The 26,057-nt window shown below is 45.6% G+C and carries 22 protein-coding genes; 10 read left to right on the forward strand and 12 right to left on the reverse strand.

Annotated elements, in window-relative coordinates:
• Positions 1-63: 63 nt before the first annotated feature.
• Positions 64-723, reverse strand: coding sequence for a ribosome biogenesis GTP-binding protein YihA/YsxC (yihA, locus tag AB6E78_RS05415; RefSeq protein WP_017060162.1), 660 nt, complete (start codon positions 721-723; stop codon positions 64-66).
• A 148-nt stretch (positions 724-871) separates the two neighbouring features.
• On the opposite strand from yihA, the gene AB6E78_RS05420 reads away from it, so the two are divergent.
• From AB6E78_RS05420 to hemN, 5 genes are all read left to right on the forward strand, one after another.
• Entirely contained in the window at positions 872-1,489 is a 618-nt protein-coding gene (locus AB6E78_RS05420; RefSeq protein WP_012602993.1) for a cytochrome c, read from the forward strand.
• Between the two features lie 557 nt (positions 1,490-2,046).
• Positions 2,047-2,685: a class I SAM-dependent methyltransferase gene (locus tag AB6E78_RS05425; RefSeq protein ID WP_010433503.1), complete on the forward strand. Its 639-nt coding sequence runs from the start codon at positions 2,047-2,049 to the stop codon at positions 2,683-2,685.
• On the forward strand, positions 2,685-3,242 hold the full coding sequence (gene yihI / locus AB6E78_RS05430) for a Der GTPase-activating protein YihI (protein ID WP_017060163.1): 558 nt from the start codon (positions 2,685-2,687) through the stop codon (positions 3,240-3,242). The genes AB6E78_RS05425 and yihI overlap by 1 nt, the downstream gene beginning before the upstream one ends.
• A 6-nt stretch (positions 3,243-3,248) precedes the next feature.
• On the forward strand, positions 3,249-3,737 hold the full coding sequence (locus AB6E78_RS05435) for a DUF2489 domain-containing protein (protein WP_017060164.1): 489 nt from the start codon (positions 3,249-3,251) through the stop codon (positions 3,735-3,737).
• 284 nt (positions 3,738-4,021) lie between these two features.
• Positions 4,022-5,413 carry an oxygen-independent coproporphyrinogen III oxidase gene (gene hemN, locus AB6E78_RS05440; RefSeq protein ID WP_017065810.1) on the forward strand — a complete coding sequence of 464 codons (1,392 nt, stop codon included), beginning with the start codon at positions 4,022-4,024 and terminating at the stop codon, positions 5,411-5,413.
• 83 nt (positions 5,414-5,496) lie between these two features.
• On the opposite strand, the gene AB6E78_RS05445 is transcribed toward hemN, so the two are convergent.
• From AB6E78_RS05445 to glnA, 5 genes are all read right to left on the reverse strand, one after another.
• A complete protein-coding gene (locus AB6E78_RS05445) occupies positions 5,497-8,079 on the reverse strand; it encodes an EAL domain-containing protein (protein WP_372132689.1) in 2,583 nt (860 codons plus the stop codon).
• Between the two features lie 108 nt (positions 8,080-8,187).
• Positions 8,188-9,591 (reverse strand): nitrogen regulation protein NR(I), encoded by a 1,404-nt coding sequence (gene glnG, locus AB6E78_RS05450; protein WP_017059224.1) that lies wholly within the window; start codon positions 9,589-9,591, stop codon positions 8,188-8,190.
• 121 nt (positions 9,592-9,712) lie between these two features.
• The gene (gene glnL, locus AB6E78_RS05455; protein WP_017079339.1) at positions 9,713-10,789 is read right to left on the reverse strand and encodes a nitrogen regulation protein NR(II); all 1,077 of its coding nucleotides are present in this window, start codon (positions 10,787-10,789) and stop codon (positions 9,713-9,715) included.
• Positions 10,790-10,957: 168 nt separating this feature from the next.
• The gene (locus tag AB6E78_RS05460) at positions 10,958-11,527 is read right to left on the reverse strand and encodes a DUF4124 domain-containing protein (RefSeq protein WP_017059222.1); all 570 of its coding nucleotides are present in this window, start codon (positions 11,525-11,527) and stop codon (positions 10,958-10,960) included.
• 214 nt (positions 11,528-11,741) lie between these two features.
• Complete coding sequence (glnA, locus tag AB6E78_RS05465; protein WP_017059221.1) at positions 11,742-13,151, reverse strand: glutamate--ammonia ligase; 1,410 nt, start codon at positions 13,149-13,151, stop codon at positions 11,742-11,744.
• A gap of 562 nt (positions 13,152-13,713) precedes the next feature.
• Between glnA and typA the strand changes: the two genes are divergently transcribed.
• The gene (typA, locus tag AB6E78_RS05470) at positions 13,714-15,549 is read left to right on the forward strand and encodes a translational GTPase TypA (protein ID WP_017059220.1); all 1,836 of its coding nucleotides are present in this window, start codon (positions 13,714-13,716) and stop codon (positions 15,547-15,549) included.
• A 144-nt stretch (positions 15,550-15,693) separates the two neighbouring features.
• On the opposite strand, the gene AB6E78_RS05475 is transcribed toward typA, so the two are convergent.
• Together AB6E78_RS05475 and AB6E78_RS05480 are read right to left on the reverse strand one after the other, a co-directional pair.
• Complete coding sequence (locus AB6E78_RS05475) at positions 15,694-16,224, reverse strand: AAA family ATPase (protein WP_017063061.1); 531 nt, start codon at positions 16,222-16,224, stop codon at positions 15,694-15,696.
• A gap of 31 nt (positions 16,225-16,255) precedes the next feature.
• Complete coding sequence (locus AB6E78_RS05480; protein ID WP_372132693.1) at positions 16,256-16,897, reverse strand: DUF2959 domain-containing protein; 642 nt, start codon at positions 16,895-16,897, stop codon at positions 16,256-16,258.
• Positions 16,898-17,102: 205 nt separating this feature from the next.
• On the opposite strand from AB6E78_RS05480, the gene AB6E78_RS05485 reads away from it, so the two are divergent.
• The 3 genes from AB6E78_RS05485 to AB6E78_RS05495 are packed head-to-tail and all read left to right on the forward strand — an operon-like array spanning position 17,103 to position 19,402.
• Positions 17,103-18,044, forward strand: coding sequence for a virulence factor BrkB family protein (locus AB6E78_RS05485; RefSeq protein ID WP_372132696.1), 942 nt, complete (start codon positions 17,103-17,105; stop codon positions 18,042-18,044).
• Positions 18,016-18,450: a D-aminoacyl-tRNA deacylase gene (gene dtd / locus AB6E78_RS05490; protein ID WP_010433531.1), complete on the forward strand. Its 435-nt coding sequence runs from the start codon at positions 18,016-18,018 to the stop codon at positions 18,448-18,450. The genes AB6E78_RS05485 and dtd overlap by 29 nt, the downstream gene beginning before the upstream one ends.
• Positions 18,451-18,466: 16 nt before the next feature.
• Positions 18,467-19,402: a YiiD C-terminal domain-containing protein gene (locus AB6E78_RS05495; protein WP_372132699.1), complete on the forward strand. Its 936-nt coding sequence runs from the start codon at positions 18,467-18,469 to the stop codon at positions 19,400-19,402.
• A gap of 52 nt (positions 19,403-19,454) precedes the next feature.
• Here AB6E78_RS05495 and AB6E78_RS05500 read toward each other — a convergent pair whose 3' ends face one another.
• The 4 genes from AB6E78_RS05500 to hslR form a co-directional block, all read right to left on the reverse strand.
• A complete protein-coding gene (locus AB6E78_RS05500; protein ID WP_372132702.1) occupies positions 19,455-21,425 on the reverse strand; it encodes an AsmA family protein in 1,971 nt (656 codons plus the stop codon).
• A 154-nt stretch (positions 21,426-21,579) separates the two neighbouring features.
• On the reverse strand, positions 21,580-23,205 hold the full coding sequence (gene pckA, locus AB6E78_RS05505; RefSeq protein ID WP_017062492.1) for a phosphoenolpyruvate carboxykinase (ATP): 1,626 nt from the start codon (positions 23,203-23,205) through the stop codon (positions 21,580-21,582).
• Between the two features lie 337 nt (positions 23,206-23,542).
• Entirely contained in the window at positions 23,543-24,436 is an 894-nt protein-coding gene (gene hslO, locus AB6E78_RS05510) for an Hsp33 family molecular chaperone HslO (RefSeq protein WP_017063067.1), read from the reverse strand.
• 18 nt (positions 24,437-24,454) lie between these two features.
• Complete coding sequence (gene hslR / locus AB6E78_RS05515; protein WP_017062490.1) at positions 24,455-24,841, reverse strand: ribosome-associated heat shock protein Hsp15; 387 nt, start codon at positions 24,839-24,841, stop codon at positions 24,455-24,457.
• A gap of 331 nt (positions 24,842-25,172) precedes the next feature.
• On the opposite strand from hslR, the gene gspC reads away from it, so the two are divergent.
• Positions 25,173-26,054, forward strand: a complete 882-nt coding sequence (gene gspC, locus AB6E78_RS05520) for a type II secretion system protein GspC (protein ID WP_017062489.1) — start codon at positions 25,173-25,175, stop codon at positions 26,052-26,054.
• Positions 26,055-26,057: the final 3 nt, after the last annotated feature.

Genomic DNA, 26,057 nt, shown 5'->3' on the forward strand with positions numbered 1-26,057 from the left:
GGGCATTGATAAGGCTAAATCACGTGTTGTAAGTGCTCTAACCTATAGCGATAAGTAGAGGAACTACTCTGAGTCGTTGTGCTCTTCGTCTGCTAACTCATCAATGATTTGATCAGCAAGCGCAGGCGCAAACCACTCATCCATCTTGGCACGCAGTTGGTCAACGCCGATGCCCTTCATTGAAGAGAAGACATCAACCGCAACATCACCACCGAAAGATTTTGCATCGTTACGGATTTTCAGTAGCTGTGCTTTACGCGCACCACTTTTCAGTTTGTCTGCTTTTGTTAACAAAACCTGTACTGGGATGCGGCTATCGATAGCCCAGTAGATCATTTGTTGGTCAAGGTCTTTCATTGGGTGACGGATATCCATCAATACCACTAAACCTTTCAGGCTTTCACGTCGTTGTAGGTATTCACCTAGCGACTTCTGCCATTTTTTCTTCATCTCAAGTGGTACTTGAGCAAAGCCATATCCAGGTAAATCGACGATATGACAACCGTCCGTTACCTTAAATAGGTTGATTAGCTGAGTTCGACCGGGTGTTTTACTGGTTTTCGCCAAGCTTTTTTGGTTTGTAACGCGATTTAGCGCGCTAGATTTACCAGCATTGGAGCGTCCTGCAAACGCAATTTCGATCCCTTCGTCTTCTGGTAAATGACGAATATCAGGTGCACTGGTAATGAAATGCGTGTTTTGATAATGAATTTTTACGCTCACTGTTAACTCCATCTCGACTTTGTGTAGTCGATTGATTACTTTTTTGTGAATTTGTGTAAAATAACCGTGCTCGGCATAAGGTCGCCTATTGTACCATGAGTGGCAACATAGAGTGGTACTGGAAGCTTGATAATTATAATGGAATGTCATGAAGAAATTAGCGCTAATTTTGAGTCTTTTAGCCAGCTGCTCAGTATGGGCTCAAGGTAGTATTGAAGCTGGTAAAGCCAAATCACAAACATGTGTTGCCTGCCACGGTGCTGACGGCAACAGCCTGATCACTCAGTACCCTAAGCTGGCTGGTCAACATGAGAAGTATCTAGAGAAGCAGTTAAAAGAGCTTAAGCTAGGTATGACAAGTGGTGGTAAGCAAGGTCGTTACGAACCTGTAATGGGTGCAATGGCGATGCCTTTATCTGAAGAAGATATGGCTGACCTAGCGGCATACTACGCCTCTCTACCTATCTCTAGTAACTCTACTCCTGAAAATGTAGTAGATGAAGGTAAGGTTCTTTACACAGCGGGTAACGCAGAACGCGGCGTAACGGCGTGTATTGCTTGTCATGGCCCTCGTGGTAATGGTACCGAACTTTCTGGTTTCCCTAAGATTTCAGGTCAGCACGCAGATTACATCAAGGCTCAACTTGAAAAATTCCGCGATGGTGACCGTAATAACGACATGAATGCGATGATGCGTGATGTAGCTAAAAAGTTAACAGACGCTGATATTGATACCTTATCGAAGTACGTTGGTGGTTTACACTAATTTGTCGGTTTCTTGCTCTTAGCCAGAGTAAAGGAATGTACGTTCGAGCGAGATTGAAGAGACGCCCCGATCAGTAATGGTCGGGGCGTTTTCTTTTGTATTGGTTTTATTAATGCGTTTTGTGTTTATGTCTGATTTATCAATGTGTGATCGATTTGTGTACAAAAGTGTGAAGTCGCACTCTTGTAGTCTTTTTGTAACACGGTAAAGTAACCGCCATCAGCTAGGAGCTGACTTAGATATGGATGATCATCTAGTCTAACGGTATAGACAGAAATGGATCAGGCTAGGACAGCCCAGCAACAAGGTGTTAGAAAAGGATAGCCAAAACTCATCAGGACGATGAACAACAAACAAATTTGGCATGGAAAGCACCAATAACAAATGGAGATTTGTGTACCAAGTTGAGTATGCAAATTTTGGCCGATATAGGCAGATTTAGAGAGCGATAGGTTTTCCTATCGCTTTTTTTATTGATTTGATGAAAAAACACCCAATACCTCTCCACTATAAACTCAGTTTCTGGTATGTTTCGCATCCCTGTTTAAGGATGTGCTATGTATACTTGTCCCTTATGCCATCACCAAGGCGTGAATCACTATTTTGAAGACAAACGCAGAGCCTATCTGCAGTGTCAGCAATGTGAACTGGTATTTGTTAAACCTGAACAAAGGTTAGAAGCAAAAGAAGAAAAAGCACACTATGATCTCCATGAGAACGATCCTAGTGATGCAGGCTATCGCCGCTTTTTATCTCGCATCGCGGATCCACTAACAGACAAAATTTCATCTAACTCACACGGGTTGGATTTTGGTTGTGGCCCAGGCCCTACGCTATCTATTATGTTAGAAGAAGCCGGACACACCATGGAGTTGTACGATATCTATTACCACCCAGAACCCTCTGTGTTGGAAAAAACGTATGACTTTATGACTGCCACGGAGGTAATAGAGCATCTTTATCACCCAGACAAAGTGTGGCAGCAATGGTTGAATTTAGTTAAACCCAAGGGCTGGATTGGTCTTATGACTAAACTAGTAATAGACGTAGACGCGTTTGCTGGTTGGCACTACAAGAATGACCCGACACATGTCGTCTTCTTTAGTCGTCAAACATTCCAGTTTTTGGCAGAGCGGGATAAGCTCGAACTAGAATTTTTTGGAAATGATGTAATTTTACTGAGGAAAGTGCAGTAATGGGTCGTAGTAAGAAATCAAGAAAGCCGGGAGCACTTGGCGCTCCGGAGCCTATGGTTACTCGTAACCGTAGTGAATCTGATGTTGAAGGTCGTGAACGTAAGCGTGTTAAAAAGCGTAAAGGCCTTAAGTCTGGCAGCCGTCACTCAGATGGTAGCGAAGCAAAACAACGTAAAGCTGCACAAGCTCGTGATCCACGTTTAGGCAGCAAGAAAAAAATTCCGCTGATCGTTGAACCAGCGAAGAAGCCGACTAAACAAGAGCGCAAGCTATCTAACGAACAAGAGTTAGAGATGCTTGAGAATGACGCTCAACTGAACACACTCCTAGATCGTATCGAAAATGGTGAAAACCTAGGTGCTGGTCTACAGAAGTTTGTTGATGAGAAACTTGATCGTATCGAACACCTAATGGGCCGCTTAGGTCTACTAGAGCCAGAAGACGATGAAGAAGAGATCTTCGAAGAAGCACCGGTTGCCTCTAAGAAGAAAGCGAGCTCTGACGAAGACTTGCTATCTCAATTCGAAGATTTCGATTTAGACAGCTTTAAAGGTTAATAGCCAGTGAACGTAACCTTATTAGCAATTGCTGGTGGAATTATCATTCTCGGCTTGGGCTCTTACGCAGGTTACCTTCTACTTCAAGTGAAGAAGCAGACGGAGTTGCAAAAGCAGCATCAAGCACTAGCCATTGAAAAACGCAACGCGACGATTTACGAAAACGTAAATACTTTGTGCTTAGCGGGCATTCAAGGGCAATGTGACTTACCTGAGATCAGTATCCGAGTGTGTATCATTATGGATAATGTTCAGGGTGATGAGCGTGTCGATTTTGATTCTGAGTATCCTGCTCTTTCTGAGCTGTACCATATCGTAAAAGATATGGCTCGCGGAGAGGCAAGACAGGAACTGACGAAGAAAGAGCGCATGCAGCAGAATCTCACGCGCCATAAGGCAGAGACTCGCTTGAATGATGCGGTCATTGAAGATCTGAAAAGGTTGCAAGAGAAGGTTAAACCTCTCAACAACCAAATCAACATTCAGATGATCTAGTCGCTAAGACTATTTAAAATAGAGGCTTGTTTAATACAGGGTGTTCTTGAGACACCTTATCTTTATAGATAGTGTTAAATGAGCCTTCTTACCTTTTGCGTCTCGTTAATCCCGACGCTTTGTTAGTGATCAAGCTAGCAGTTCTGAGTTTTTGTCTAAAAAATTGATTTTGTCTTGGAACGACCTTACAGGTCGTGTGGCAAAATAACCCGTCTATATTTTAATGTATGTAAAATGATTTGAGAGACCTTAGGTTCTCGCGGATCTAAATTGGAAATACCGCTATGTCGAGCAAGCCAGTAACAACGAATCAGCAAATCGTTTGGGATCAAGAGATCTTAAACAAGTACAACTATTCGGGACCTCGTTACACCTCATACCCAACTGCGTTGGAGTTTCATGAAGCGTTTACCGTCGCTGATTACGACATGGCGTGTACTCAATATCCTGAGCGTCCACTCTCTCTTTACGTGCATATCCCGTTCTGCCACAAGCTTTGTTACTACTGTGGTTGTAATAAAGTCATTACTCGTCACTCGCATAAAGCGGATGAGTACCTTGATGTGATTGAACATGAAATCCGCCAACGCGCCTCTTTATTGAATGGCCGTGAAGTGACGCAATTGCACTTCGGTGGTGGTACGCCAACGTTCTTGACCAAAACACAAATCACTCGTTTGATGAGTATTTTGCGTGAAGAGTTTAACTTCACCGCTGACGCTGAAATCAGTATTGAAGTTGACCCGCGTGAGATTGAGCTAGACGTACTTGACCACCTGCGTAACGAAGGCTTCAACCGCCTGAGCATTGGCGTGCAAGACTTCAATAAAGAAGTGCAGAAACTGGTTAACCGTGAGCAAGATGAAGAGTTCATCATTGCGATGGTTAAACGAGCGAAAGAGCTAGGCTTCCGTTCAACTAATCTGGATTTGATCTACGGCCTACCAAAGCAGACTCAAGCTTTGTTCGCTGAAACATTGAAGCAAGTGTTAGAAATGAAGCCGGGCCGTTTATCGGTATTTAACTACGCACACATGCCTCAGCTGTTTGCGGCGCAGCGTAAGATTAAAGACGAAGATCTACCTGAAGCGAAAGAGAAAATGGCTATCTTGCAAGATACCATCGAGACGCTAACGGGAGCGGGTTACCAGTTCATTGGTATGGATCACTTCGCACTACCTGAAGATGAGCTAGCCGTAGCACAGCGTGAAGGTATTCTGCATCGTAACTTCCAAGGCTACACCACCCAAGGTGAAGCTGACTTAATTGGTTTCGGTGTTTCTGCGATTTCTATGGTTGGTGATGCTTACGCACAAAATCAGAAAGAGCTGAAGAAGTACTACGCTCAGGTGAATGACCTGCGTCATGCACTTTGGAAAGGTGTTGCTCTAGACAGTGACGACCTTCTACGTCGTGAAGTGATCAAGCAGCTGATTTGTAACTTCAAGCTTGATAAGACCATGATCGAATCTGAGTTCTCGGTTAACTTTAATCGCTACTTCAAAGAAGATTTAGAGCTTCTACAAACTTTTATCAACGATGAGTTGGTTGAAGTCGATGATAAAGAAATCCGCGTGACTTTGCGTGGCCGTTTGCTGATCCGTAACATCTGTATGTGTTTTGATAAATACCTACGTGCCAAGGCTCGCCAACAGCAATTCTCTCGCGTTATCTAATCGCTCGATAGAGAATAGAACAATAAAAAATGCCAGCATCATGCTGGCATTTTTGTATCTGACTCATTCGATTTCTGCCTGGTTTAGGTGAGACTCTCAGTGGTATTTTGTTTGACCTTGGCACTTTGCTTGGAGTTGATGAGGTCGGTAGGCCATTGGTCAAACGGAACTGGGCGACTGTATAAGAAGCCTTGAGCAAGCGGGCACTGCAGCTGCTTGAGAAGTTCAGCCTGTTGCTGTGTTTCAACGCCCTCTGCCACCAAGCTTACTTTGAAGCCCTTAGTGATGTTAACGATGGCCGCGACGATGGAGCTATCTAGGTTCTCTTTATCAAGTTTGCTGACAAAGCTGCGGTCGATCTTAAGGCAGTCGAATGGCAGTTTGTGTAAGTAAGCCAGTGACGAATAGCCGGTACCAAAGTCATCAATCGCAATTGATATCCCTAGTGCTTTTAGAGTCAGCATGTTATCGATGATGGTCGGGTCGTTGTCGACGATGCGTGATTCGGTGATCTCTAGTGTCAGGTTGCTTGCTGGCAGATTTGTGTCTCGCAACGTGCCTTTTACTTGTTCCACAAAGCCACTTTCACTCAGTTGATCGACCGACAGGTTAACGTGAATAGAGAAGTCCTTGCTCCATTTTCCTGACTCAATCGCGATGGCTGTATCTCGACACGACTTATGCAGAATTTGTTTTCCGATATCGTCAATGAGCCCGCTCTCTTCCGCGAGAGGAATGAACTCGAGTGGCGAGATCACCCCTTCATCCGTTATCCAGCGAGCTAAAGCTTCTGCTCCTATGGTCGAGCCAGATTCCAGATCAATAATAGGCTGATAAAACGGTTCGAACTGTTGAAGCTCAATCGCTCGGTTCATCCGCGCTAACATCTTGGTGCGATGTCTCGATGCTTTGCCCATTTCAAGGCTATAAATACAGACACTGGTTTTGTCTTGTTTCGCATTGCTCAATGCAATGCTGCTGCTGCGTAGCAGGAGTGTAATGTCGTGAAGATTCGAGACATTCACTATCCCCATCGATACCTTAATCACCACGCTTTCCGATTCCATTGAAAATGGGGAAGCGAAGGTTTGAAGTAAGCGGTTAGTCAGTAGCTGAACATCATCGCTTTGCGTTACGTTTGGCGCGTAGATGGCAAACTCATCACCACCAGTGCGAGCTAGTAGGTATTCGGATGGCAGTGTGCCTCTTAAACGAGCGGCCGCAATGATAAGTAGCTGGTCGCCATTGTAATGACCTAGGCTGTCATTGATGTCTCGGAAGCGATCAATACCAATCAAATACAGTGTGCCTTTTTCGTTGTCGGGGTGTTTCTTGGCAGCGTCAATAAAGCCTTCACGGCTGTATAGCTTGGTTAATGAGTCATAGGTAAGTTGAGACTGTAATGCATGAAACGAAGCCTTTAAGTTGTTGGTCATTTCATTGAATGACTCGACCAACATGCTGGTTTCATATATATGCCCTGTTTTTGGCATGCTCGCGTCCCAATCGCCCTTAGCAAGGCGTTTTGCCGCATCCGCTGTCGAGGTGATGGGTTGGGTTGCGCGATTAAAGGCAATTAATCCTGCAATGACCCCAATGCAGCTCAGTGCTAGCCCAAGCAACCAACTGTTTCTTTGATTTTCTGGCAATTCACCGAGCAGATTGCTTTCAGGGATCGACACCCCAATAAACCACGTGAGCCCGTGCTCATCTTCGTATGGGGTGATTTGGTTGAAGTAGCGTTCGTTGTCTAGGCTAAAACTAAAGCGCTGCTCACCCAAATTCTCGATTAGGTGGAATTGCTCTACGTAGCTAGCACTCTCACGTATGACTGGATTAGCACTCTCTGTTGCTAGTTTGCGTTGCCCTTTGTTGGTTTGTCCTGTGCCCCATGAAACGATACTGCCTCCGCCTGAGTGCGCGACCAAGCGTTGCTGCTTATCGATGATGTAAACAGAGGCATCCGTTCTATCTTTGAGCTTTCTGAGAAACGCATTGAAGGTATTGATTTTGATGTCGCTGACTACGACGGCTTTGAATTCATTATCATCATAGATAGGCGCTAGAGCAGATAAGGTGATTTCTTGACGTTCGTCAGCATTGGCATAAATTGGTGACCATAACGGTTTTTTCTGTGTCGCAATGGGTGTGTACCAAGGACGGATTCTAGGATCGTAACCTGAAATCACCGATCGAATGTCTTCACTAATTTTGCTGCCACGGTAAATGACCAGCTGATCATTGGTGCGTTCGTCTTGCACCATCAAGGTGTAGCCTTTGTTGGCTTCTTTGCGGAAACCGACGTAGTTACCATCTTCAGAACCAAAGCCGATCGCATCGAGTTGAGGTACAGCAGTGTAATGGTCTGAAAACGTATAAAAAATATAGTCTTGGACCTTACTAAGATTGCCTGCTTGATAAAGATGGTGGTAGCCGATGTTATGGCTGAGCGAGAGGTTGGCGTGAAATGGCTTTTCTAAAAAATTAGACAGGCTTTGATGAACATTGTCAGTCAGTGATGTCAGCTGGCGTGCACTAACATCACTCACCATCTCTTTGTAGCTTAGCTTTTGAGTGAAAACCATTACACCCATAGTGAACAGAAAAATCATCACGAATGGCAGAACCACTGCGGTTCTCAAAGTAATTTGTGTTTTCAAAGACATCTTTAGCTACAACTGTGGTGAATAGTGTACTGTAATTGTACCGACACTATTCAAACCAAGCGACACTTTTTTGGTTAAAAAGTAGCTGCATCGAGAATCATATAAGGTCTAGTACAGTTCTTTGAGTTTACGAGTTAGGGTGTTTCTTCCCCATCCCAAAACCTTAGCTGCATCCTGTTTATGACCATTAGTGTGGTGGAGTGCAGCTTCTAGCAGTATACGTTCAAATTCTGGCAGAGCATAAGTTAGCAGCTCTTTTTCTCCTGAATCAAGCGCACACTTTGCCCAATTAGCGAGCAGTTGTTGCCAGTTATCTCCAGTTCCTGAGGTGGTCACCACTTTTTCTTCTAGCAGCTCTGGTGGCAGGTCTGAAGGAAGAATTTCGCTGCCGCTGGCCATCACGGTAAGCCAACGACAAATGTTTTCAAGCTGACGTACGTTACCAGGCCAATTGAGCTGGTTGAGCTTCAAAATGGTCTCAGGATGCAGTGTCTTCACTTCAACACCGAGCTCTTCGGCGGCGGATGCTAGGAAGTGATGAGTCAGCTTTTCAATGTCTTGTTTACGTTCGCGAAGTGCCGGGATATGGATTCGGATAACGTTGAGTCGGTGGAAAAGGTCTTCACGGAAGTCACCTTCATGCACTAAGCGCTCAAGATCTTGGTGGGTTGCGGCAACGATACGAACGTCTACCTTAACTGCAGAGTGACCGCCGACACGATAGAACTGACCATCAGAAAGTACACGCAACAAGCGAGTTTGGATATCGAGTGGCATGTCACCGATCTCATCCAGAAATAGGGTGCCGCCGTTGGCTTGTTCAAAGCGTCCTTGGCGAACGCTGTTAGCACCGGTAAAGGCACCTTTTTCGTGGCCAAACAGTTCAGACTCGATCAGATCTTTGGGGATTGCTGCCATGTTCAAGGCAATGAAGGGCTTCTTAGCTCTTGGGCTGTGACGATGCAGAGCGTGAGCGACCAATTCTTTACCGGTACCCGATTCACCATTGATCAGCACGGATATGGATGAGCGAGACAAACGGCCAATCGCTCGGAAAACCTCCTGCATTGCCGGTGCTTCACCGATGATTTCTGGCGCGTTGGTGTCTTCAGCGACCTCACTGGCTTGTTCGCGTTTCTGCTCTTGGCTGTGCGCGATCGCTCGTTCGACTAGAGTCAGTGTTTCATCAATATCGAACGGCTTTGGAAGATATTCAAAGGCGCCTTTTTGATAAGCATTCACCGCCGCATCAAGGTCTGAGTGCGCGGTCATAATGATCACGGGCAGGTCGGGAGAGCGTTGATGAACCTGATGCAACAGCTCAATCCCGTCAATGCCGGGCATGCGAATGTCAGACACCAATACGTCCGGTGTCTCGCGCTCAAGCGCAAGCAACACGCTCTCAGCATCAGCAAATGTTTCACACTTAATATCCGCAGATGAAAGTGTTTTCTCTACTACCCAGCGGATAGAGCTGTCGTCATCGACGACCCAAACGTATCCCTTACTCATAATTCAATTCCTTTGCAGCCAAATCTATTGTGATAATCATTGTTGTTTTTATGATGTCTTAATCTTTGTGTTACCGAGCTAAGCCTTTCATCTCGCTGTCCAATAGCGAGGTTCTTATGACCTAAATCGGTAGATAAATCGTGAATGTGGTGTTGCCTGGCCAGCTTTCAACATCAATTTTCCCATTGTGTTGATCGATCAGGTTTTGAGAAATCGATAGCCCCAGCCCTGTGCCACCCTCTCGTCCGCTGACCATTGGGTAAAACAGCGTATCTTTTAAATCATCGGGGATGCCGGGGCCGTTATCGCTGATCTCAATGCGCGCTGCGAGTTTGTGTCGCTGCCCATGAATATTGGCTTGATGCACCGTTCTGGTGCGAATGGTGATTTTCCCTGATTCTTGGGCCTTTAAAATCTGTGCCGCGTTACTCACGATATTGAGCATCGCTTGTTCAACTTGTGCTGAGTCCATCAGAATGTCCGGTAAGCTCGGGTCGTAATCTCGTTCGATGGCGAGCGTTGAACCCGACTCGAGTTCCACGAGCTGTCTGACTTTCTCAAGTATCTGGTGTAGGTTCTCTTCTGACTTCGTCCCCGGTTTCTGAGGGCCAAGCAGGCGATCAACTAAAGCTCTTAGGCGGTCGGCTTGCTCAATAATGATCTGTGTATATTCATTAAGAGACTGATCAGGAAGCATTTTTCCAAGTAACTGCGCCGCACCTCTTAAGCCACCGAGTGGGTTCTTAATCTCATGTGCTAACCCGCGCACCAACAGCTTAGCTGCTTGTTGTTGTGCGTGTTGGTTGAGCTCTTGGCTGAGGCGTCTTTGCTGGTCTATCTTGCGCATCTCAACCAATAACAGCGTCTCTCGTTGCCAAGAGATTGGGCTAACCGTGACTTCAAGCATCAGTGGGCGGTTATCAACAACGAAGGTAACGTCACTGTCGGTAATGCTCTGGCCACTTTGTAGCGGTTGCGTCAACAGTGCCAAATCAAGTGAAGCGTGTTGGATAAGTTGGCTCAGTGGATGATCAACGATGCGTCGTGCGCTCTGTGAAAAGAGCTGCTCAGCGGCCGGATTGGCGTATCGGACATACAATTGCTCATCGAGCATCAATGTCGAAGTCACCATATTGTCGAGAATGGCGCTGGAAAGATGATGTGTATCTATGCTGTCGCTTTTGGCTGATCGATTCACTATTTCGTCCTTGAACTGGTGTTTTTCTCACTGCACCAAATTGGTGCGTAGCTAAGTTCAAGTATGGCGCATATCAACCAGAAGCTAAAGATAATTCATTAGAGTCGCTGAAAGCTGCTTCGATTAGGTGAAAAGTAGAGGTTATTTGGCCTCTTTTAACACATTGGCCTACTTGAGCGTCGCTCGATGTAAATACACGGTGACTGGACTAGTAGATGCAATAAGCTTGCCGCTTCTATGTGCTTGAATTGCAATGGTGTGAGTACCTCGATCGATACCTTTTAATTCCCAAATAGGTTGGGTCTGTGGGGCGCCATATCGACGGCCATCGAGCATCAATTGTAATTGCTCACCTATACCAAGCTTTCGGTTGAGTTCTATCTGAATCGGGATTAAGCCGCGATTACTACGAATGGTTTGATCATGAACTGGAGTCAACATGGTGAGGGCTAATTGAGTAGGAACCTCGCGCTTTGTGGTTTCGGTTTCTGCCTGAGTTTTGGCTGGCGTTGCCGTTTTAGTTGTAGAGGAAGCAGCAGCGTCAACCGGAGTTGAGGCCTCAAATTTAGGGGCGGGTGCTGAAGCTTGCACATCTGGCAGGCGAAGAGCCTCGGCATCTTGAGCGCTAGGGTTATCACTAAAGTGGAGCACGCCATCTTCATCTATCCAGGTATACACCGTTTGAGCAGAGCACGAGAGCGCGACTGTTAACCCGATTAGGAACAGTATGTTTTTCATATCTTTAGCCTCTTTTCACCGCTAGGTGATTTCACGTTTGGCGTTGGTTTTATTGTATTTAGCGCGACAGCCTCTGAGGGCTTTTGTCTAAGGTATGGTACGAGGAAGCGGGGGGAGGGAGAATATAAAAAAGGCCCGCCTGCGAGGCGAGCCTAATATTTAGTCAGCGATTCTTACAAGGTTGCAGTAAGAAATGGCTTATCTCTACAGGAGATTAAACTGAGTAGTACAGTTCAAACTCAAGTGGGTGTGTAGCCATGTTCACGCGTTGTACGTCGTCAGATTTCAGAGTGATGTAAGAATCGATGAAATCGTCAGAGAATACGCCGCCAGCTGTTAGGAACTCACGGTCTTCGCTAAGCGCTGCTAGAGCTTCTTGTAGAGATTCTGCAACTGTTGGGATTTCAGCTGCTTCTTCTGCAGGAAGGTCGTATAGATCTTTATCCATAGCTTCGCCTGGGTGAATCTTGTTCTTGATGCCGTCAAGGCCAGCCATAAGCATTGCTGAGTAGCATAGGTATGGGTTAGCTGCTGGGTCACCAAAACGTAGCTCGATACGACGTGCTTTAGGGCTTGGTACTACTGGGATACGGATAGAAGCAGAACGGTTACGTGCTGAGTAAGCAAGCATTACCGGTGCTTCGAAACCAGGTACAAGACGCTTGTACGAGTTAGTTGATGGGTTAGCAAACGCGTTGATTGCACGAGCGTGCTTGATTACACCACCGATGTAGTAAAGAGCCATTTCAGATAGGCCGCCGTACTTATCACCAGCAAACAGGTTAACGCCGTCTTTTGCTAGAGATTGGTGAACGTGCATACCAGAACCGTTGTCACCAACTAGTGGCTTAGGCATGAATGTCGCTGTTTTACCAAATGCGTGAGCAACGTTGTGTACAACGTACTTGTAGATTTGAGTTTCATCAGCTTTCGCTGTTAGCGTGTTGAAGCGAGTAGCGATTTCGTTTTGACCCGCAGTTGCTACTTCATGGTGGTGAGCTTCAACAACTAGGCCCATCTCTTCCATTACTAGACACATTGCTGAACGGATGTCTTGAGATGAATCTACTGGAGCTACTGGGAAGTAACCGCCTTTAACGCCAGGACGGTGACCTTTGTTACCGCCTTCGAAGTCAGAACCTGTGTTCCAAGCTGCTTCTACGTCATCGATCTTGAAGAAAGAACCAGACATGTCGTTTGAGAACTTAACGTCGTCAAATAGGAAGAATTCTGGCTCTGGACCAACTAGAACTGTGTCTGCGATACCTGTAGAACGTAGGTACTCTTCAGAACGTTTAGCGATAGAGCGTGGGTCACGGTCGTAGCCTTGCATTGTTGCAGGCTCAAGGATGTCACAACGGATGTTTAGTGTTGCGTCTTCTGTGAATGGGTCCAGTACAGCAGATGCTGCGTCTGGCATCATTACCATGTCAGATTCGTTAATGCCTTTCCAACCAGCTACTGAAGAGCCGTCAAACATTTTGCCTTCTTCGAAGAAGTCTGCATCAACTTGGTGAGAAGGAATAGAGATATGCTGCTCTTTACCTTTTGTATCAGTAAAACGTAAGTCGATAAATTTAACTTCGTTCTCTTGGATCAGGGATAGTACATTTTCTACTGACATCTTGGATAACCTCCAGTGTTATTAATTCGGTATTAGCTCGATTCGGTTGAAACTAGCATTGATTAATGTCTATAAGTGCATTAATCGATGCTGATTTATCTATAGCCAAAAACGTGCCAAAAAAATTATTCCATTAATTTCAATGATTTACTTGTTTTTCGGTTTTGCTTAATTTGGTTTTTGCACCAAAATGATCTCCGGGTGCACCTTATTGGTGCAATTGTTTGTCTGTGCACCAATATGAGACATAAGCGAGCACCATTCAGCAATGAATTGCCTAAGTTGTCAATCCACTTTTGTTATTTTGCGGGAGATTTGGTTCGCCACTCGCAGGTGATACTTTTTTAGAGTCCTACGAATTGGGCTGTTCAACACTGTACTGAATCAAAGTTAAGCGGATATGAATCGCTAATAAAGAAAAAAGCCCCGGTTCAGATCACATATTTCTGGGTTTTTGTCTAGAATCTGGTATATTATTGACCGTTTTTTAAATCAAGCTAGCGGTTATTATCCAAACTTTTGAGATAAGTGACGGCTACTTTTATGAGTGAATCGAGAATCCATGTCTACTCCACAGATTGATAAGTTAAGAAATATCGCGATCATCGCGCACGTTGACCACGGTAAAACGACTTTGGTTGATAAACTGCTACAACAGTCAGGCACTCTTGAGTCTCGTGGTGAAGCTGAAGAGCGTGTCATGGATTCGAATGACATCGAAAAAGAGCGTGGCATTACCATTCTTGCTAAGAACACAGCAATCAACTGGAATGATTACCGCATCAACATCGTAGATACTCCGGGACACGCGGACTTCGGTGGTGAAGTTGAGCGTATCATGTCTATGGTTGACTCTGTTCTGCTTATCGTTGACGCAGTTGATGGCCCAATGCCTCAAACTCGTTTCGTAACGCAAAAAGCATTCGCACACGGTCTTAAGCCAATCGTTGTAATCAACAAGATTGACCGCCCAGGCGCTCGTCCTGATTGGGTTATGGATCAAGTATTCGACCTTTTCGACAACCTAGGTGCTACTGATGAGCAACTAGACTTCACAGTTGTTTACGCTTCAGCTCTAAACGGCTGGGCAACAATGACTGAAGGCGAAACTGGCGAGAACATGGAACCATTGTTCCAAGCTGTTGTTGATACAGTAGACGCGCCTGCAGTTGACCTTGACGGTCCACTACAAATGCAAATTTCGCAACTTGATTACAGCTCTTACGTAGGTGTTATCGGTGTTGCTCGTGTTACTCGTGGTTCTGTTAAACCAAACCAACAAGTAACTATCGTCAATGCAGAAGGCAAAAAACGTAACGGTAAAGTAGGTACAGTTCTTGGTTACCTAGGTCTTGACCGTCACGAAGTTGAGCAAGCTAACGCTGGCGACATCATTGCAATCACTGGTCTTGGTGAGCTGAAAATTTCAGACACTATCTGTGACGTAAACAATGTTGAAGCAATGACTCCGCTTTCTGTTGATGAACCAACAGTAACAATGACGTTCCAAGTAAACACTTCTCCGTTCGCGGGTAAAGAAGGTAAGTTCGTTACTTCACGTAACATCCTTGAGCGTCTAGAGAAAGAACTAGTACACAACGTTGCACTACGTGTTGAAGAAACTGATAACCCAGATCGTTTCCGTGTTTCAGGTCGTGGTGAACTTCACCTATCTATCCTGATCGAAAACATGCGTCGTGAAGGTTTCGAGCTAGCTGTATCTCGTCCAGAAGTTATCATCAAGAAAGACGAAGATGGCAACCTAACTGAACCGTTTGAAACTGTGACTATTGACGTGCTTGAAGAGCACCAAGGTGGCATCATGGAAAACATCGGTCTACGTAAAGGTGAGCTAACTGATATGTCTCCAGATGGCAAAGGCCGTGTTCGCATGGACTTCATGATGCCTTCTCGTGGTCTTATCGGTTTCCAAACTGAGTTCCTAACTCTAACGTCTGGTTCTGGTCTTCTTTACCACTCATTTGATCACTACGGTCCTCACAAAGGCGGCGTAATCGGTCAACGTAACAACGGTGTTCTAATCTCGAACGCAACTGGTAAAGCTCTGACTTACGCACTATTCAACCTACAAGAACGTGGTCGTCTATTTGCTGAGCACGCGGATGAAGTATACGAAGGTCAAATCATCGGTATTCACAACCGTTCAAACGACCTAACAGTAAACTGTCTGAAAGGTAAGCAGCTAACGAACGTTCGTGCATCTGGTACTGATGAAGCACAGGTTCTTTCGCCACCTATCCGTCACACTCTAGAGCAAGCTCTTGAGTTCATCGACGAAGACGAACTAGTAGAAGTAACGCCAGTAAGCATTCGTATCCGTAAGAAGCTTCTTACTGAAAACGAACGTAAGCGTGCAGCACGTCCAGCTAAGGCTTAATTGCCAGCTGACTAGCTTCTAGCTAAGTAGATAAGAAAGCCCCGAGTAGCCTAGCTGCTCGGGGCTTTTGTTTTTTAGTTTGTTTAGATACGGTTAAACGAGATTTAGTCATCCTCAAGAGGGAGGAACGACCGAGTTGGGGATCTAGCTTTTGATACCTAAGTAACGCTCAACGAATTGAAGCCGTTCTTCGACTGGCATAAACGGCACTTCAACCACCTCATAGCCAAGTTCTTGGTAGACTCTTTCTAAAGCGTGGTGAATCTCTAGCGCTTCCTCAAACGGATAAGGTCTCACATCATCTTGTACATAAATTGAAGCCTCAGGGCGACAGAACAAGGCTTGTGAGTGGTAGCCTTTGCTTGCTTCTCGGTAGGCCGCATCTATCTCTAGGTTAGCCTGAGCCAAATAGCCACAAATGTCTGGAATAGCGCGATCGAGAAAGGCAATCGGATGTTGATTGGCTTGGTCTTTTTGCTCGCTCATCACACCTAAACAAAGCTCAGCAAAGCCGGGAAGGTCTACCCAAGGCAAGATACCGTTTTCAAGCTGACTTTGCTGTTCTATTAACTGGCGAGAGGACTCTGCGAAGGTGGGGTAACTCGCACCAGCCAACGCATTTATCAGTGTGGTTTTTCCGGCACCAGGGCCGCCAGTTATAATGATTGGGTTCATACGGGCTTATCTTGTTTTGTCTTTTCAGGCGTTACTTCTGATTTAGCTGAGCAAGGAATTTATCCGACTCGGCAATCGCTGCATTCATCTGTTTGATCGCGTACGCGATGTCTTTTTCTAAGCTCATAAACTCACCTTGCAGTGAACCGACAGCGCTCGCATTGAGGTTGTGCTTCAAGTAAAGCGTGTTGTCGCGAAGGGTATTGAGCACGGGGTCCATTTTCTTCTCGGCGCGCTTCATTGCTGACAGCATCTTTTGGTAAGACGATTTAGTTTCACGAAGCTTTTGCTCGCTCGAGCGGCGCAGTGAATCACTGGTGTAGAGATCTAACTCACTCTGCCACTCTTCAAACAGCGCATCCGACACATCTTCAATCGCAGCAATGCGGTCACTGACATTTTGCGCGGCTTTCTCGCTGTCTTGGTATTTATCGTTGATTTGGTTGTACATGTCTTCAAGGTCGCCGCCACTGAAGTTAGTCAGGCTGCTGAGTGCTTCAAGTGCGCTGGTAAACTCTTCCTGAGCATCCTTCTGTGACTCTTTAGCGTCTTCCACTCTATCAACCATAATGTCACGCTTGTGATAGCCCACTTGCTCCATTGCGGAGTAATAAGCTGATTGGCATCCAGTAAGAGTAAAAATAGAGAGGACTATAACTATTAAATAAGGCATCCTAGTTTCCTATAGTTAAATAATATCAATCGTAGTAAATAACCGCTCAACCTAGCTTGTTAAAATGCTCGATAACGGCGTTAGAATTTTTGATTGTAGAATAACTACTTGTCAAAAAACTCTGCCTTGTTCTCAAGCCTTTTTCCTACGCTATTTTTGAACACTTATTCACTGTGATTGATATATCGGAATAATAATTAGGACTATGAACGAGTTACAAGGGAGTTACAAGTTGAAGATAAAAAAGGTCGCCACACTCAGTATTCAGTTTTCTCGCTATCTTTTGGCGCGAATGACGCACGATAGGGTCAATGTGAATGCGGGTTACTTGGCGTACATTACTTTGCTCTCGATCGTACCGATGTTGACGGTTTTGCTCTCTATCTTATCGTCATTTTCAGTCTTTGCTGATGTTGGCCTAGTGATTCAAAACTTCGTTATTACCAACTTTGTTCCCGCGTCTGGAGATGCGGTGCATGGTGCTCTACTCGAGTTCGTTGCCAATACCGGAAAAATGACGGCGGTGGGCAGTGTGTTCTTATTCATTGCAGCATTGATGCTGATCTCGAATATTGATAAGAACTTAAACTACATCTGGCGTGTCGATGAGAAGCGACGAGCGGTGCTGTCTTTCTCTATGTACTGGATGGTGCTCACGCTTGGACCTATTTTAGTTGGGGCGAGCATTGCAGCCACTTCTTATGTGACATCATTGAGCTTGTTGCAAAACGAAGTGGTGTCTGGCGCCTTTAACACCGTGATTCGCAAACTTCCTTTGATTCTCTCTTTCTTTGCGTTTTTCGGTCTGTACCTGTTGGTTCCCAACAAAAAGATACACTTTTCTCATGCGGCTGCAGGTTCTCTAGTGGCGGCTCTGTTGTTCGAACTCAGTAAGAAAGGCTTCGCGGCCTACATTACTCAATTCCCTTCTTACCAGTTGATTTATGGCGCATTGGCGGCAATACCAATTCTTTTTGTCTGGGTTTATTTGTGTTGGCTGATCGTGCTAGTCGGAGCTGAAGTGACAGCCGCGCTTGGTGAGCACGAACAGTGGAGTGACTCGCAAGAAATGGTACACTCAGCGGATAACGATGAAATTCCAGAACAAGGAAACAACAGTGATAGCCCTGATTCAAAGAGTAAGTGAAGCTGCCGTTCGAGTTGATGGCGAAGTAGTTGGTGAGATTGAACAAGGCTTATTGGTTCTATTAGGCGTAGAAAAAGGTGATGACGAAGCCAAAGCCAAACGTTTGATGGAACGAGTAACAACTTATCGTGTCTTTGAAGATGAAGACGGAAAAATGAACCTCAACGTAAAACAGGTTGAAGGTAAAGTGTTGGTGGTTTCTCAATTCACACTGCCAGCCGATACAAAAAAGGGAACTCGAGCGGGCTTTTCTCGTGGAGCAAACCCTGAAGATGCGGAGCGTCTTTACGATTATTTCTCTAACCAATGTGAATCAGTATTGCCAACGGAACGTGGCCGATTTGCAGCCGACATGAAAGTGTCATTGGTTAATGATGGCCCAGTAACATTCTGGCTGCAGGTTTAAACTTAAAAGGATAAGCATGTTTAAACTGATAACACCGACCACCGAAAATCAACTGAACAAGTATTACCATTTTCGTTGGCAGATGCTCCGTGAACCTTGGCGAATGCCGGTAGGTTCCGAGCGTGATGAATATGATGCCATGAGTCACCATCGCATGATTGTCGATGGTCGTGGCCGTCCGATGGCGATTGGCCGCCTTTACATCACTCCAGACCTCGAAGGTCAGATCCGTTATATGGCGGTAAAGAACTCTCGTCGAAGTAAAGGCATGGGCTCATTGATTTTAGTGGCGTTAGAGTCACTGGCTCGCCAAGAGGGTGCCAAACGTCTAGTGTGTAATGCACGTGAAGATGCGATCTCATTCTATGAGAAAAACGAATTTGAGCGTCGTGGTGAAATTAATGATCAGCGTGGTCCAGTTCGTCATCAGCAGATGGTGAAGCACCTTGATCCGATGGCTGATGTACTGCGTAAGCCTGAATGGTGTAATGAGCTACAACAGCGCTGGGAAAATCAAATTCCGATCAGTGACAAGATGGGTATCAAAATTAACCAATACACGGGTTATCAGTTTGAATGTAGTGCTCAGTTGAACCCAAACCTTAATCCTCACAACACCATGTTTGCAGGCTCAGCTTTCACCTTAGCGACATTAACAGGCTGGGGAATGACTTGGTTGTTGATGAAAGAGCGTGGACTTACTGGTGATATCGTTCTGGCTGACAGTAATATTCGTTATCGTCACCCGGTTGAGCAAAACCCAGTTGCTGCTACTTCATTGGATGGAATCAGTGGTGATTTAGATCGTCTCGCTTCAGGTCGAAAGGCTCGTATCATCATTCACGTGACCATTCATAGCGGCGATGTGGAAGCGGTAGAGTTTACGGGAACCTATATGCTGATCCCTGACTACAAAAAGCGATTATCAACAGACTCCAACGTAAACGTATAGCTGACACTGGCTAACAGATACAGATACAGATACAGATTAAAGATACAAGGCGCTACTCCTGAGGAGTGGCGTTTTTTTGTTGGCAGTCGTTAATCTCCGAATACTCAGCTTGGGTGAGCTTTCCTGAGATTTGATGACATGGGTCCGATAGGGTAATCGAGAGGGTGTGTTGCTCGGCTTTAAGCAAGTCGAGTTCTCCAGAAGCCTCGCCATTGAGCGTTTGAACCCTTTGTTCGCCTTGCTCTGCTGCTGACGCACCAATAATGTGCATCGGTTCGAGAGTGAAGCGCCCACGGTCAAAATGCGCATTAAGCTCTGGAATTTCAAACACGTTATCAGTCGATGTTTCAGAAAGCTTGTCATTAAAGGTCATCACACCCTGGCGAACGCTGCCAGTGAGTTGCCCTGTGGTTGAGTAACCGAGCATCAGTGAGTCGCCATATAAACCTGCGGCTTGAAGTTCAAACTCGCCATAGCCGGTTGCATCGAGTGGTAATTCAAGTCGCTGCAGCATAGGCGCAATGGGTAACCCATCGGCAGAAATATCTAAGCTCCATGGCTTGCTGATTTGGTTAAAATCGAGCGTTGCATTGGCTTCAATGTAGCCATTCCTGAGTGGTGCAAACAGACGTGTCAGCGTCCATTTTCCTTGTTCGCTATTCATCTCAACCACAGGCTGTGCGCTGAGAATATTTTGGTAGCTGGCATCATTGGCGCTCGCCATCAGCTTCCCTTGCCACAAGCCCAGTTTTCTATCTTGCAGCAGTTGAACTTGATGCCCCTCGACATGTAATCCAGAGACCTGCCAGTAAGGTTGTTGTGCGAGTTGGATGAGTTGACTGCGTTCTATATTAAGTCGGCTAATCTCGACGTTCTGGAGTTGTGTAAGCCAAGGTATTAGTCGAGCTACGACTAGAGGGCTATCTTGGTTTTCGGTAATCCACTTGATGCCTTGCAGGTCAAGTTGCGCTAATTGAATGCTGCTAGGGGTGACTTCGCCATTGAGCTGAACAGTGCCTTGCAGGAATTGAGTATAGAAATCTTCAATCAGAATCTGGTTTGTTTCTAGGTTGAGCTTGAGGCTTGGCTCGATGAACATGTCATCATCAATGGTCACTCCTTCTGCTTGCAGAGAGAAAATGGCTTTCTGCTGCTTCCAGATTTCAAAAGGTAGTTGGATATTTTCTAGTGAGGCATCAAAGGCTGCGAGGTGGCCATCTTGCCACTCTACGTCGCTACGTAGAATATCTAAGCTATTAATGTGATTGATCTGAATACCTGCAACATCCCATTCTTTGCTTAGTAGGCTTCGGGTCTGTTTCTGATTGAGTCGTAATCCATCGACGGTCACGTTCACCAACGACCAATCTTGTTGATACTGCTCTGCTTGACCGGAAATCTTGGCGCCACGCCAGTCAAATGAAGCACCATAAAGCGTGCTATCGCTAGGTTTTAAGTCTAGGTCAATCAACAGATTATCGAATGCTTCACCTTGCCAATACAGTTGTGAGGCAGAGAGTTGGGTTTTTCCATAAGGGAGAAGTGAGTTGTCGTTGTTCCATTTTGGGGCGGAGATCTGCAGGTCGATGCCTCGCGCATTAAACTCTGGCGTCGAAAAGTCGAGATTGTTGATGGCCAGCTGGTGGAGCTTGATGTTTAGCTGGGTAAATAAAGAAGTCAGTGTTTTTAGATCGTCTGCCTCTAATTGTAGGCCGCTGATCAAAACAGATTCAAAGACCAGTTTGGCCTCTGTCATCGAGCTGGGGCTGAACCAAAGATCGATCTTGTCGATATACAGAGGTGTTTGCTTTTCTGGTTGGCTTTGGGTAATGCCCATTAAGGTGATGTGATAAGGCGCCTGATACTCAACATCTTCAATGAATACAGGTTGTTCAATCGTATGTTTGATAAAAAAGTTGGCAACATCCGCACGGTATTGGGTCTGCAGGCTTAATAGCAGCGCTGCGATAGTTGCAACGGCGATAGCCAACACAATGCCGAACACCATGAATACCTTTTTCATTCCCTGAAAGCCTTAAATTTCAATAGTCTTAAAACAGAGTGGAACAAAAAGGGTCAAGCATCAACAAAAAAGCCCCTCAAAAGAGGGGCTTGCTACAAAAATATCATTTTAAATTGGGCGTTTGCTTTTGGCTAAGCCCGAGCAGATGGTTGGATTAGTCCAGTTGAGGACCAGCTGCAACCAGTGACTTACCTTCAGCGTTGTCTGTGTACTTATCAAAGTTGTTGATGAAGCGCTCGGCTAGATCTTTCGCTTTGCTTTCCCATTGTAGAGGGTCAGTGTACGTATCGCGTGGGTCAAGGATCGCTGGGTCAACATCGTGCAGCGCTAGTGGCACTTCTAGGTTAAACATAGGGATAACCTTAGTTTCAGCGTTGTCGATTGAGCCATCTAGGATAGCGTCGATGATGCCTCGCGTATCTTGGATAGAGATACGTTTACCAGTACCGTTCCAACCTGTGTTCACTAGGTAAGCTTCAGCGCCAGCTGCTTCCATACGCTTCACAAGCACTTCAGCGTACTGAGTTGGGTGGAGAGTTAAGAATGCCGCACCAAATGCAGCAGAGAACGTTGGCGTTGGCTCAGTAATACCACGCTCAGTGCCCGCTAGTTTTGCAGTGAAGCCAGATAGGAAGTGGTACTTCGTTTGCTCTGGAGTCAGTTTAGAAACGGGTGGCAGTACACCGAATGCATCAGCAGTCAGGAAGATAACCTTTTGAGCGTGACCGGCTTTTGATACTGGTTTAACGATGTTATCGATGTGGTGAATTGGGTAAGAAACACGAGTGTTCTCAGTTTTTGAACCGTCATCAAAATCGATAGAACCATCACCACGAACTGTTACGTTTTCTAGTAGTGCATCACGACGGATTGCATTGTAGATTTCAGGTTCTGCTTCTTTAGATAGACGAATCGTCTTCGCGTAACAACCACCTTCGAAGTTGAAGATACCATCGTCATCCCAACCGTGCTCATCATCACCGATTAGCTCACGCTTAGGATCGGTTGAAAGCGTAGTTTTACCTGTACCAGATAGACCGAAGAAGATGGCTACATCGCCTTTCTCGCCGACGTTTGCACTACAGTGCATTGAAGCAATGCCTTGCAGAGGAAGCAGGTAGTTCATCATTGCGAACATGCCTTTCTTCATCTCACCGCCGTACCAAGTACCACCGATGATTTGAACGCGCTCTGTTAGGTTGAAAGCAACGAAGTTTTCAGAGTTTAGACCCTGCTTTTCCCAGTTAGGGTTAGTTGTTTTAGCACCGTTCATTACCACGAAATCAGGTTCGAACGTTGCTAGCTCTTCGTCAGTTGGACGAATGAACATGTTCTTAACGAAGTGCGCTTGCCACGCTACTTCAGTGATAATACGCACGCTTAAGCGCGTATCAGGGTTAGCACCACAATAACCGTCGATGACAAACAGGCGCTTGCCAGATAGCTGAGTTGTCACAAGCTCTTTCAGCTCATTCCATACTTCAGTTGTAATCGGTTTGTTGTCATTTTTGCCTTGATCTGACCACCACATGGTATCGCGGGTCGTGTCATCTTTAACAATGTACTTATCTTTTGGTGAGCGGCCAGTAAAGATACCAGTGTCTACCGCAACAGAGCCTAGTTCCGTTACTACGCCTTTTTCGTAGCCTTCCAAACCTGGCAGTGTTTCTTCAACGAATAACTGCTCGTAGCTAGGATTACGAAGAACTTCAGTAACGCCAGTCAGTCCGTGCTTAGTTAGATCAATTTGTGCAGCCTTTGTATGTTCCATAACGGTCATAGGTGCTCCTTGTAGGATATTTTGTAGGGATTTTGTATTAATTTTTTATTGTTATCTGCTCACCATGCTAGCAACGAGACTCGGGGGAAACAGGGATATAGCTCAAAAAATATCCATATTAGCCATGGGGTTTTAAGCGTCTCGTCACATATTGGCCCAACTAGTCTATCCTGTACGCAAACCTTTGCGCTAGGGGCGAGAACATTATTAATTGATTAAAATTAAGCGGTGATTTTATTACGAGATGTTACGGAGTTTGCGCTATTTTGATCACAAAAAAGGCCAGCTGAGGGCTGACCTTTTTGGGGTAAATTACGTGTTTTTGGTACGCCGTAAATTAATGAACCGTATTGCTGCCTTTATCTGCTGCTTCTGCGTACAGTGCATCAACATCATTCTTGTCGAACGAGTAGTTTGTGCCACAGTAATCGCAGTGTAGACCAACGCTTCCTTCGGTGCTTAGGATGTCGTAGATCTCTTCTTGAGCAACAGTAATGATTGCTGCTGCACTTCGATCGCGTGAACAGCCACAGAAGAACTCAACCGGTTGTGGTGTGAATAGCTGTACTTTCTCTTGGTTGTACAAACGGTAAAGCAGTTCGTTCGCTTCTAGAGTGAATAGCTCTTCGTTTTTCACGGTGTCTGTTAGTTGCTCTAGGTGCTCGAAGTCGTCTGGAGTACCGGTGCCGTCAGGCATTACTTGTAGCAACATACCTGCAGCGTGTGCTTTGCCTTCATGCTCGCCAGTGCGCAGCCATAGACGAGTCTTAAGCTGTTCAGAGTTAGCGAAGTAGCCTTCAAGCACTTGTGCAAGCGTGTCACCTTCAAGACCAACGATACCTTGGTAACGCTCACCTTTCTTAGGATCGATAGTGATCACTAGATGACCTTTACCCATTAGGGCGTGTAGACCTGCGTCGTCTGCGATATCGCCTTCAAAGCGAGCAACACCACGGATCTTCTGATCGTGATCGCCATTGATAACTGCTAGAGATACTGGGCCGTCACCTTGCAGCTGCATCGTGATAGAACCTTCAAACTTTAGGGTCGCCGTTAGTAGCGTCGTTGAAACCAGTAGCTCACCCAACAGCTTTTGTACTGGAGCTGGGTATTCCTTGCTAGAAATAATCTGTTGGTACGCTTCGTCCATCTGTACCAATTCACCACGTACTGATAGGTCTTCAAATAGGTAGCGATTTAAAACATTACTTGTAGACATTGGGTCTGCCATTTGGCTATTCCTTCTAGCTTATTGAGTCTTGAACTTGATGATGTCACGACGTTGCTTTTTATCTGGGCGACGTTCTGGTGCTGGGCTATGAGCATTTAGCTTGCGCTGTTGTGCAAACTCTTCTCTTTTTGCCAAGCTTTCGGTGGTTTCTTCATAGAGGGTTTGAGCGATCGGGGCTCCACCACGATGGGCTGAGATTTTCTCGATCGTTACCGTCTTTTCTTCATTACCTTGGCGCAGTGTAATCACAGCCCCAAGTTCGACAATTTTACTTGGCTTGCTGCGCTGACCATTATAGTGGACTTTGCCACCATCGACCATGTTGCGAGCAATAGACCGGGTTTTGTAAAAACGAGCTGCCCACAACCATTTATCGAGTCTGACAGCTTCATTAGCAGTTTTCATATAGGGCTGTGCCTTATTAAGTGAGAAATGAATGCGGTTTAACTGTAACGAACAGTGCGCAACATGTTTTTGATGATGCTTATCACATTAAGTAGAAGCTTAAAGTGGAGGCGGTTGGCATTTTTTTCAAGTCATAATACAAAATAGCCATGTTATGCCGATTTATCGATTTGCTATGATATAGTTCAGGATCTTATTGCTTAAATAAGCTTGGTATCGAACGAATGAATAAAAAAGCTGAAAGTTTAATGATTTGCAGCGTTTGTCGTCATGAAAAGGGACTAGGAAAGTGAACTTTTTAGAGCTCAAAAATCGCGTAGGGAATTCTCCTATGTTGAGCCGCTTATTAGAGAATGGATTTGTACTTCAGCAGAAACTAAGCTTAGCGACCTGTTGTGTATTGATTGCAGCTTCCGCATGGATCTTAGGGCAGCTTGCATGGTTTATCGAACCTGCTGAGCAAACTATCGCGCCTTGGACAGCAACGGCTTCATCATCTTCAGCACCTCAATCGACCCTTGATATCTCTTCTTTGCAGCAGAGCAACATGTTTGGTGCTTACAACCCAAGCACGCCCGCTGTGGTTGAACAGCAAGTTATCCAAGATGCGCCTAAGACGCGATTAAACCTCGTTTTAGTGGGTGCAGTCGCGAGCTCGAATCCAAAACTGAGCTTAGCGGTGATCGCCAATCGCGGCACGCAAGCGACCTACGGAATTAATGAAGAGATTGAAGGCACTCGAGCCAAGTTAAAAGCGGTATTAATCGACCGCGTTATCATTGATAACTCAGGACGAGACGAAACCTTGATGCTTGAAGGTATTGAGTACAAGCGTTTGGCTGTATCAGCGCCTGCGCCACCTCGTAGCTCTTCTTCGGTTCGTGGTAATAATCCGGCTTCAGCAGAAGAGAAGCTTGATGAAATTAAAGCGAAGATAATGAAAGATCCGCAACAAATCTTCCAATATGTTCGACTGTCTCAGGTGAAGCGTGACGATAAAGTGATCGGTTATCGTGTGAGCCCTGGCAAAGATTCAGAACTTTTTAACTCTGTTGGGCTCCAAAACGGAGATATTGCCACTCAGTTAAATGGACAAGACCTGACAGACCCTGCTGCTATGGGCAACATATTCCGTTCCATCTCAGAACTAACAGAGCTAAATCTGGTGGTCGAGAGAGATGGTCAACAACATGAAGTGTTTATTGAATTTTAAAAC

Origin of the sequence: Vibrio sp. 10N.247.310.98, from assembly GCF_041467395.1 — a bacterium.
Classification (GTDB): Bacteria; Pseudomonadota; Gammaproteobacteria; order Enterobacterales; family Vibrionaceae; genus Vibrio; species Vibrio crassostreae_C.

Coding starts and splice junctions, on each gene's coding strand:
- AB6E78_RS05420 (WP_012602993.1), top strand. CDS start 872: ATGAAGAAATTAGCGCTAATTTTGAGTCTTTTAGCCAGCTGCTCAGTA.
- AB6E78_RS05425 (WP_010433503.1), top strand. CDS start 2,047: ATGTATACTTGTCCCTTATGCCATCACCAAGGCGTGAATCACTATTTT.
- yihI (WP_017060163.1), top strand. CDS start 2,685: ATGGGTCGTAGTAAGAAATCAAGAAAGCCGGGAGCACTTGGCGCTCCG.
- hemN (WP_017065810.1), top strand. CDS start 4,022: ATGTCGAGCAAGCCAGTAACAACGAATCAGCAAATCGTTTGGGATCAA.
- AB6E78_RS05445 (WP_372132689.1), bottom strand. CDS start 8,079: ATGTCTTTGAAAACACAAATTACTTTGAGAACCGCAGTGGTTCTGCCA.
- glnG (WP_017059224.1), bottom strand. CDS start 9,591: ATGAGTAAGGGATACGTTTGGGTCGTCGATGACGACAGCTCTATCCGC.
- AB6E78_RS05460 (WP_017059222.1), bottom strand. CDS start 11,527: ATGAAAAACATACTGTTCCTAATCGGGTTAACAGTCGCGCTCTCGTGC.
- glnA (WP_017059221.1), bottom strand. CDS start 13,151: ATGTCAGTAGAAAATGTACTATCCCTGATCCAAGAGAACGAAGTTAAA.
- typA (WP_017059220.1), top strand. CDS start 13,714: ATGTCTACTCCACAGATTGATAAGTTAAGAAATATCGCGATCATCGCG.
- AB6E78_RS05475 (WP_017063061.1), bottom strand. CDS start 16,224: ATGAACCCAATCATTATAACTGGCGGCCCTGGTGCCGGAAAAACCACA.
- AB6E78_RS05480 (WP_372132693.1), bottom strand. CDS start 16,897: ATGCCTTATTTAATAGTTATAGTCCTCTCTATTTTTACTCTTACTGGA.
- AB6E78_RS05485 (WP_372132696.1), top strand. CDS start 17,103: ATGAACGAGTTACAAGGGAGTTACAAGTTGAAGATAAAAAAGGTCGCC.
- AB6E78_RS05495 (WP_372132699.1), top strand. CDS start 18,467: ATGTTTAAACTGATAACACCGACCACCGAAAATCAACTGAACAAGTAT.
- AB6E78_RS05500 (WP_372132702.1), bottom strand. CDS start 21,425: ATGAAAAAGGTATTCATGGTGTTCGGCATTGTGTTGGCTATCGCCGTT.
- pckA (WP_017062492.1), bottom strand. CDS start 23,205: ATGACCGTTATGGAACATACAAAGGCTGCACAAATTGATCTAACTAAG.
- hslO (WP_017063067.1), bottom strand. CDS start 24,436: ATGGCAGACCCAATGTCTACAAGTAATGTTTTAAATCGCTACCTATTT.
- hslR (WP_017062490.1), bottom strand. CDS start 24,841: ATGAAAACTGCTAATGAAGCTGTCAGACTCGATAAATGGTTGTGGGCA.
- gspC (WP_017062489.1), top strand. CDS start 25,173: ATGTTGAGCCGCTTATTAGAGAATGGATTTGTACTTCAGCAGAAACTA.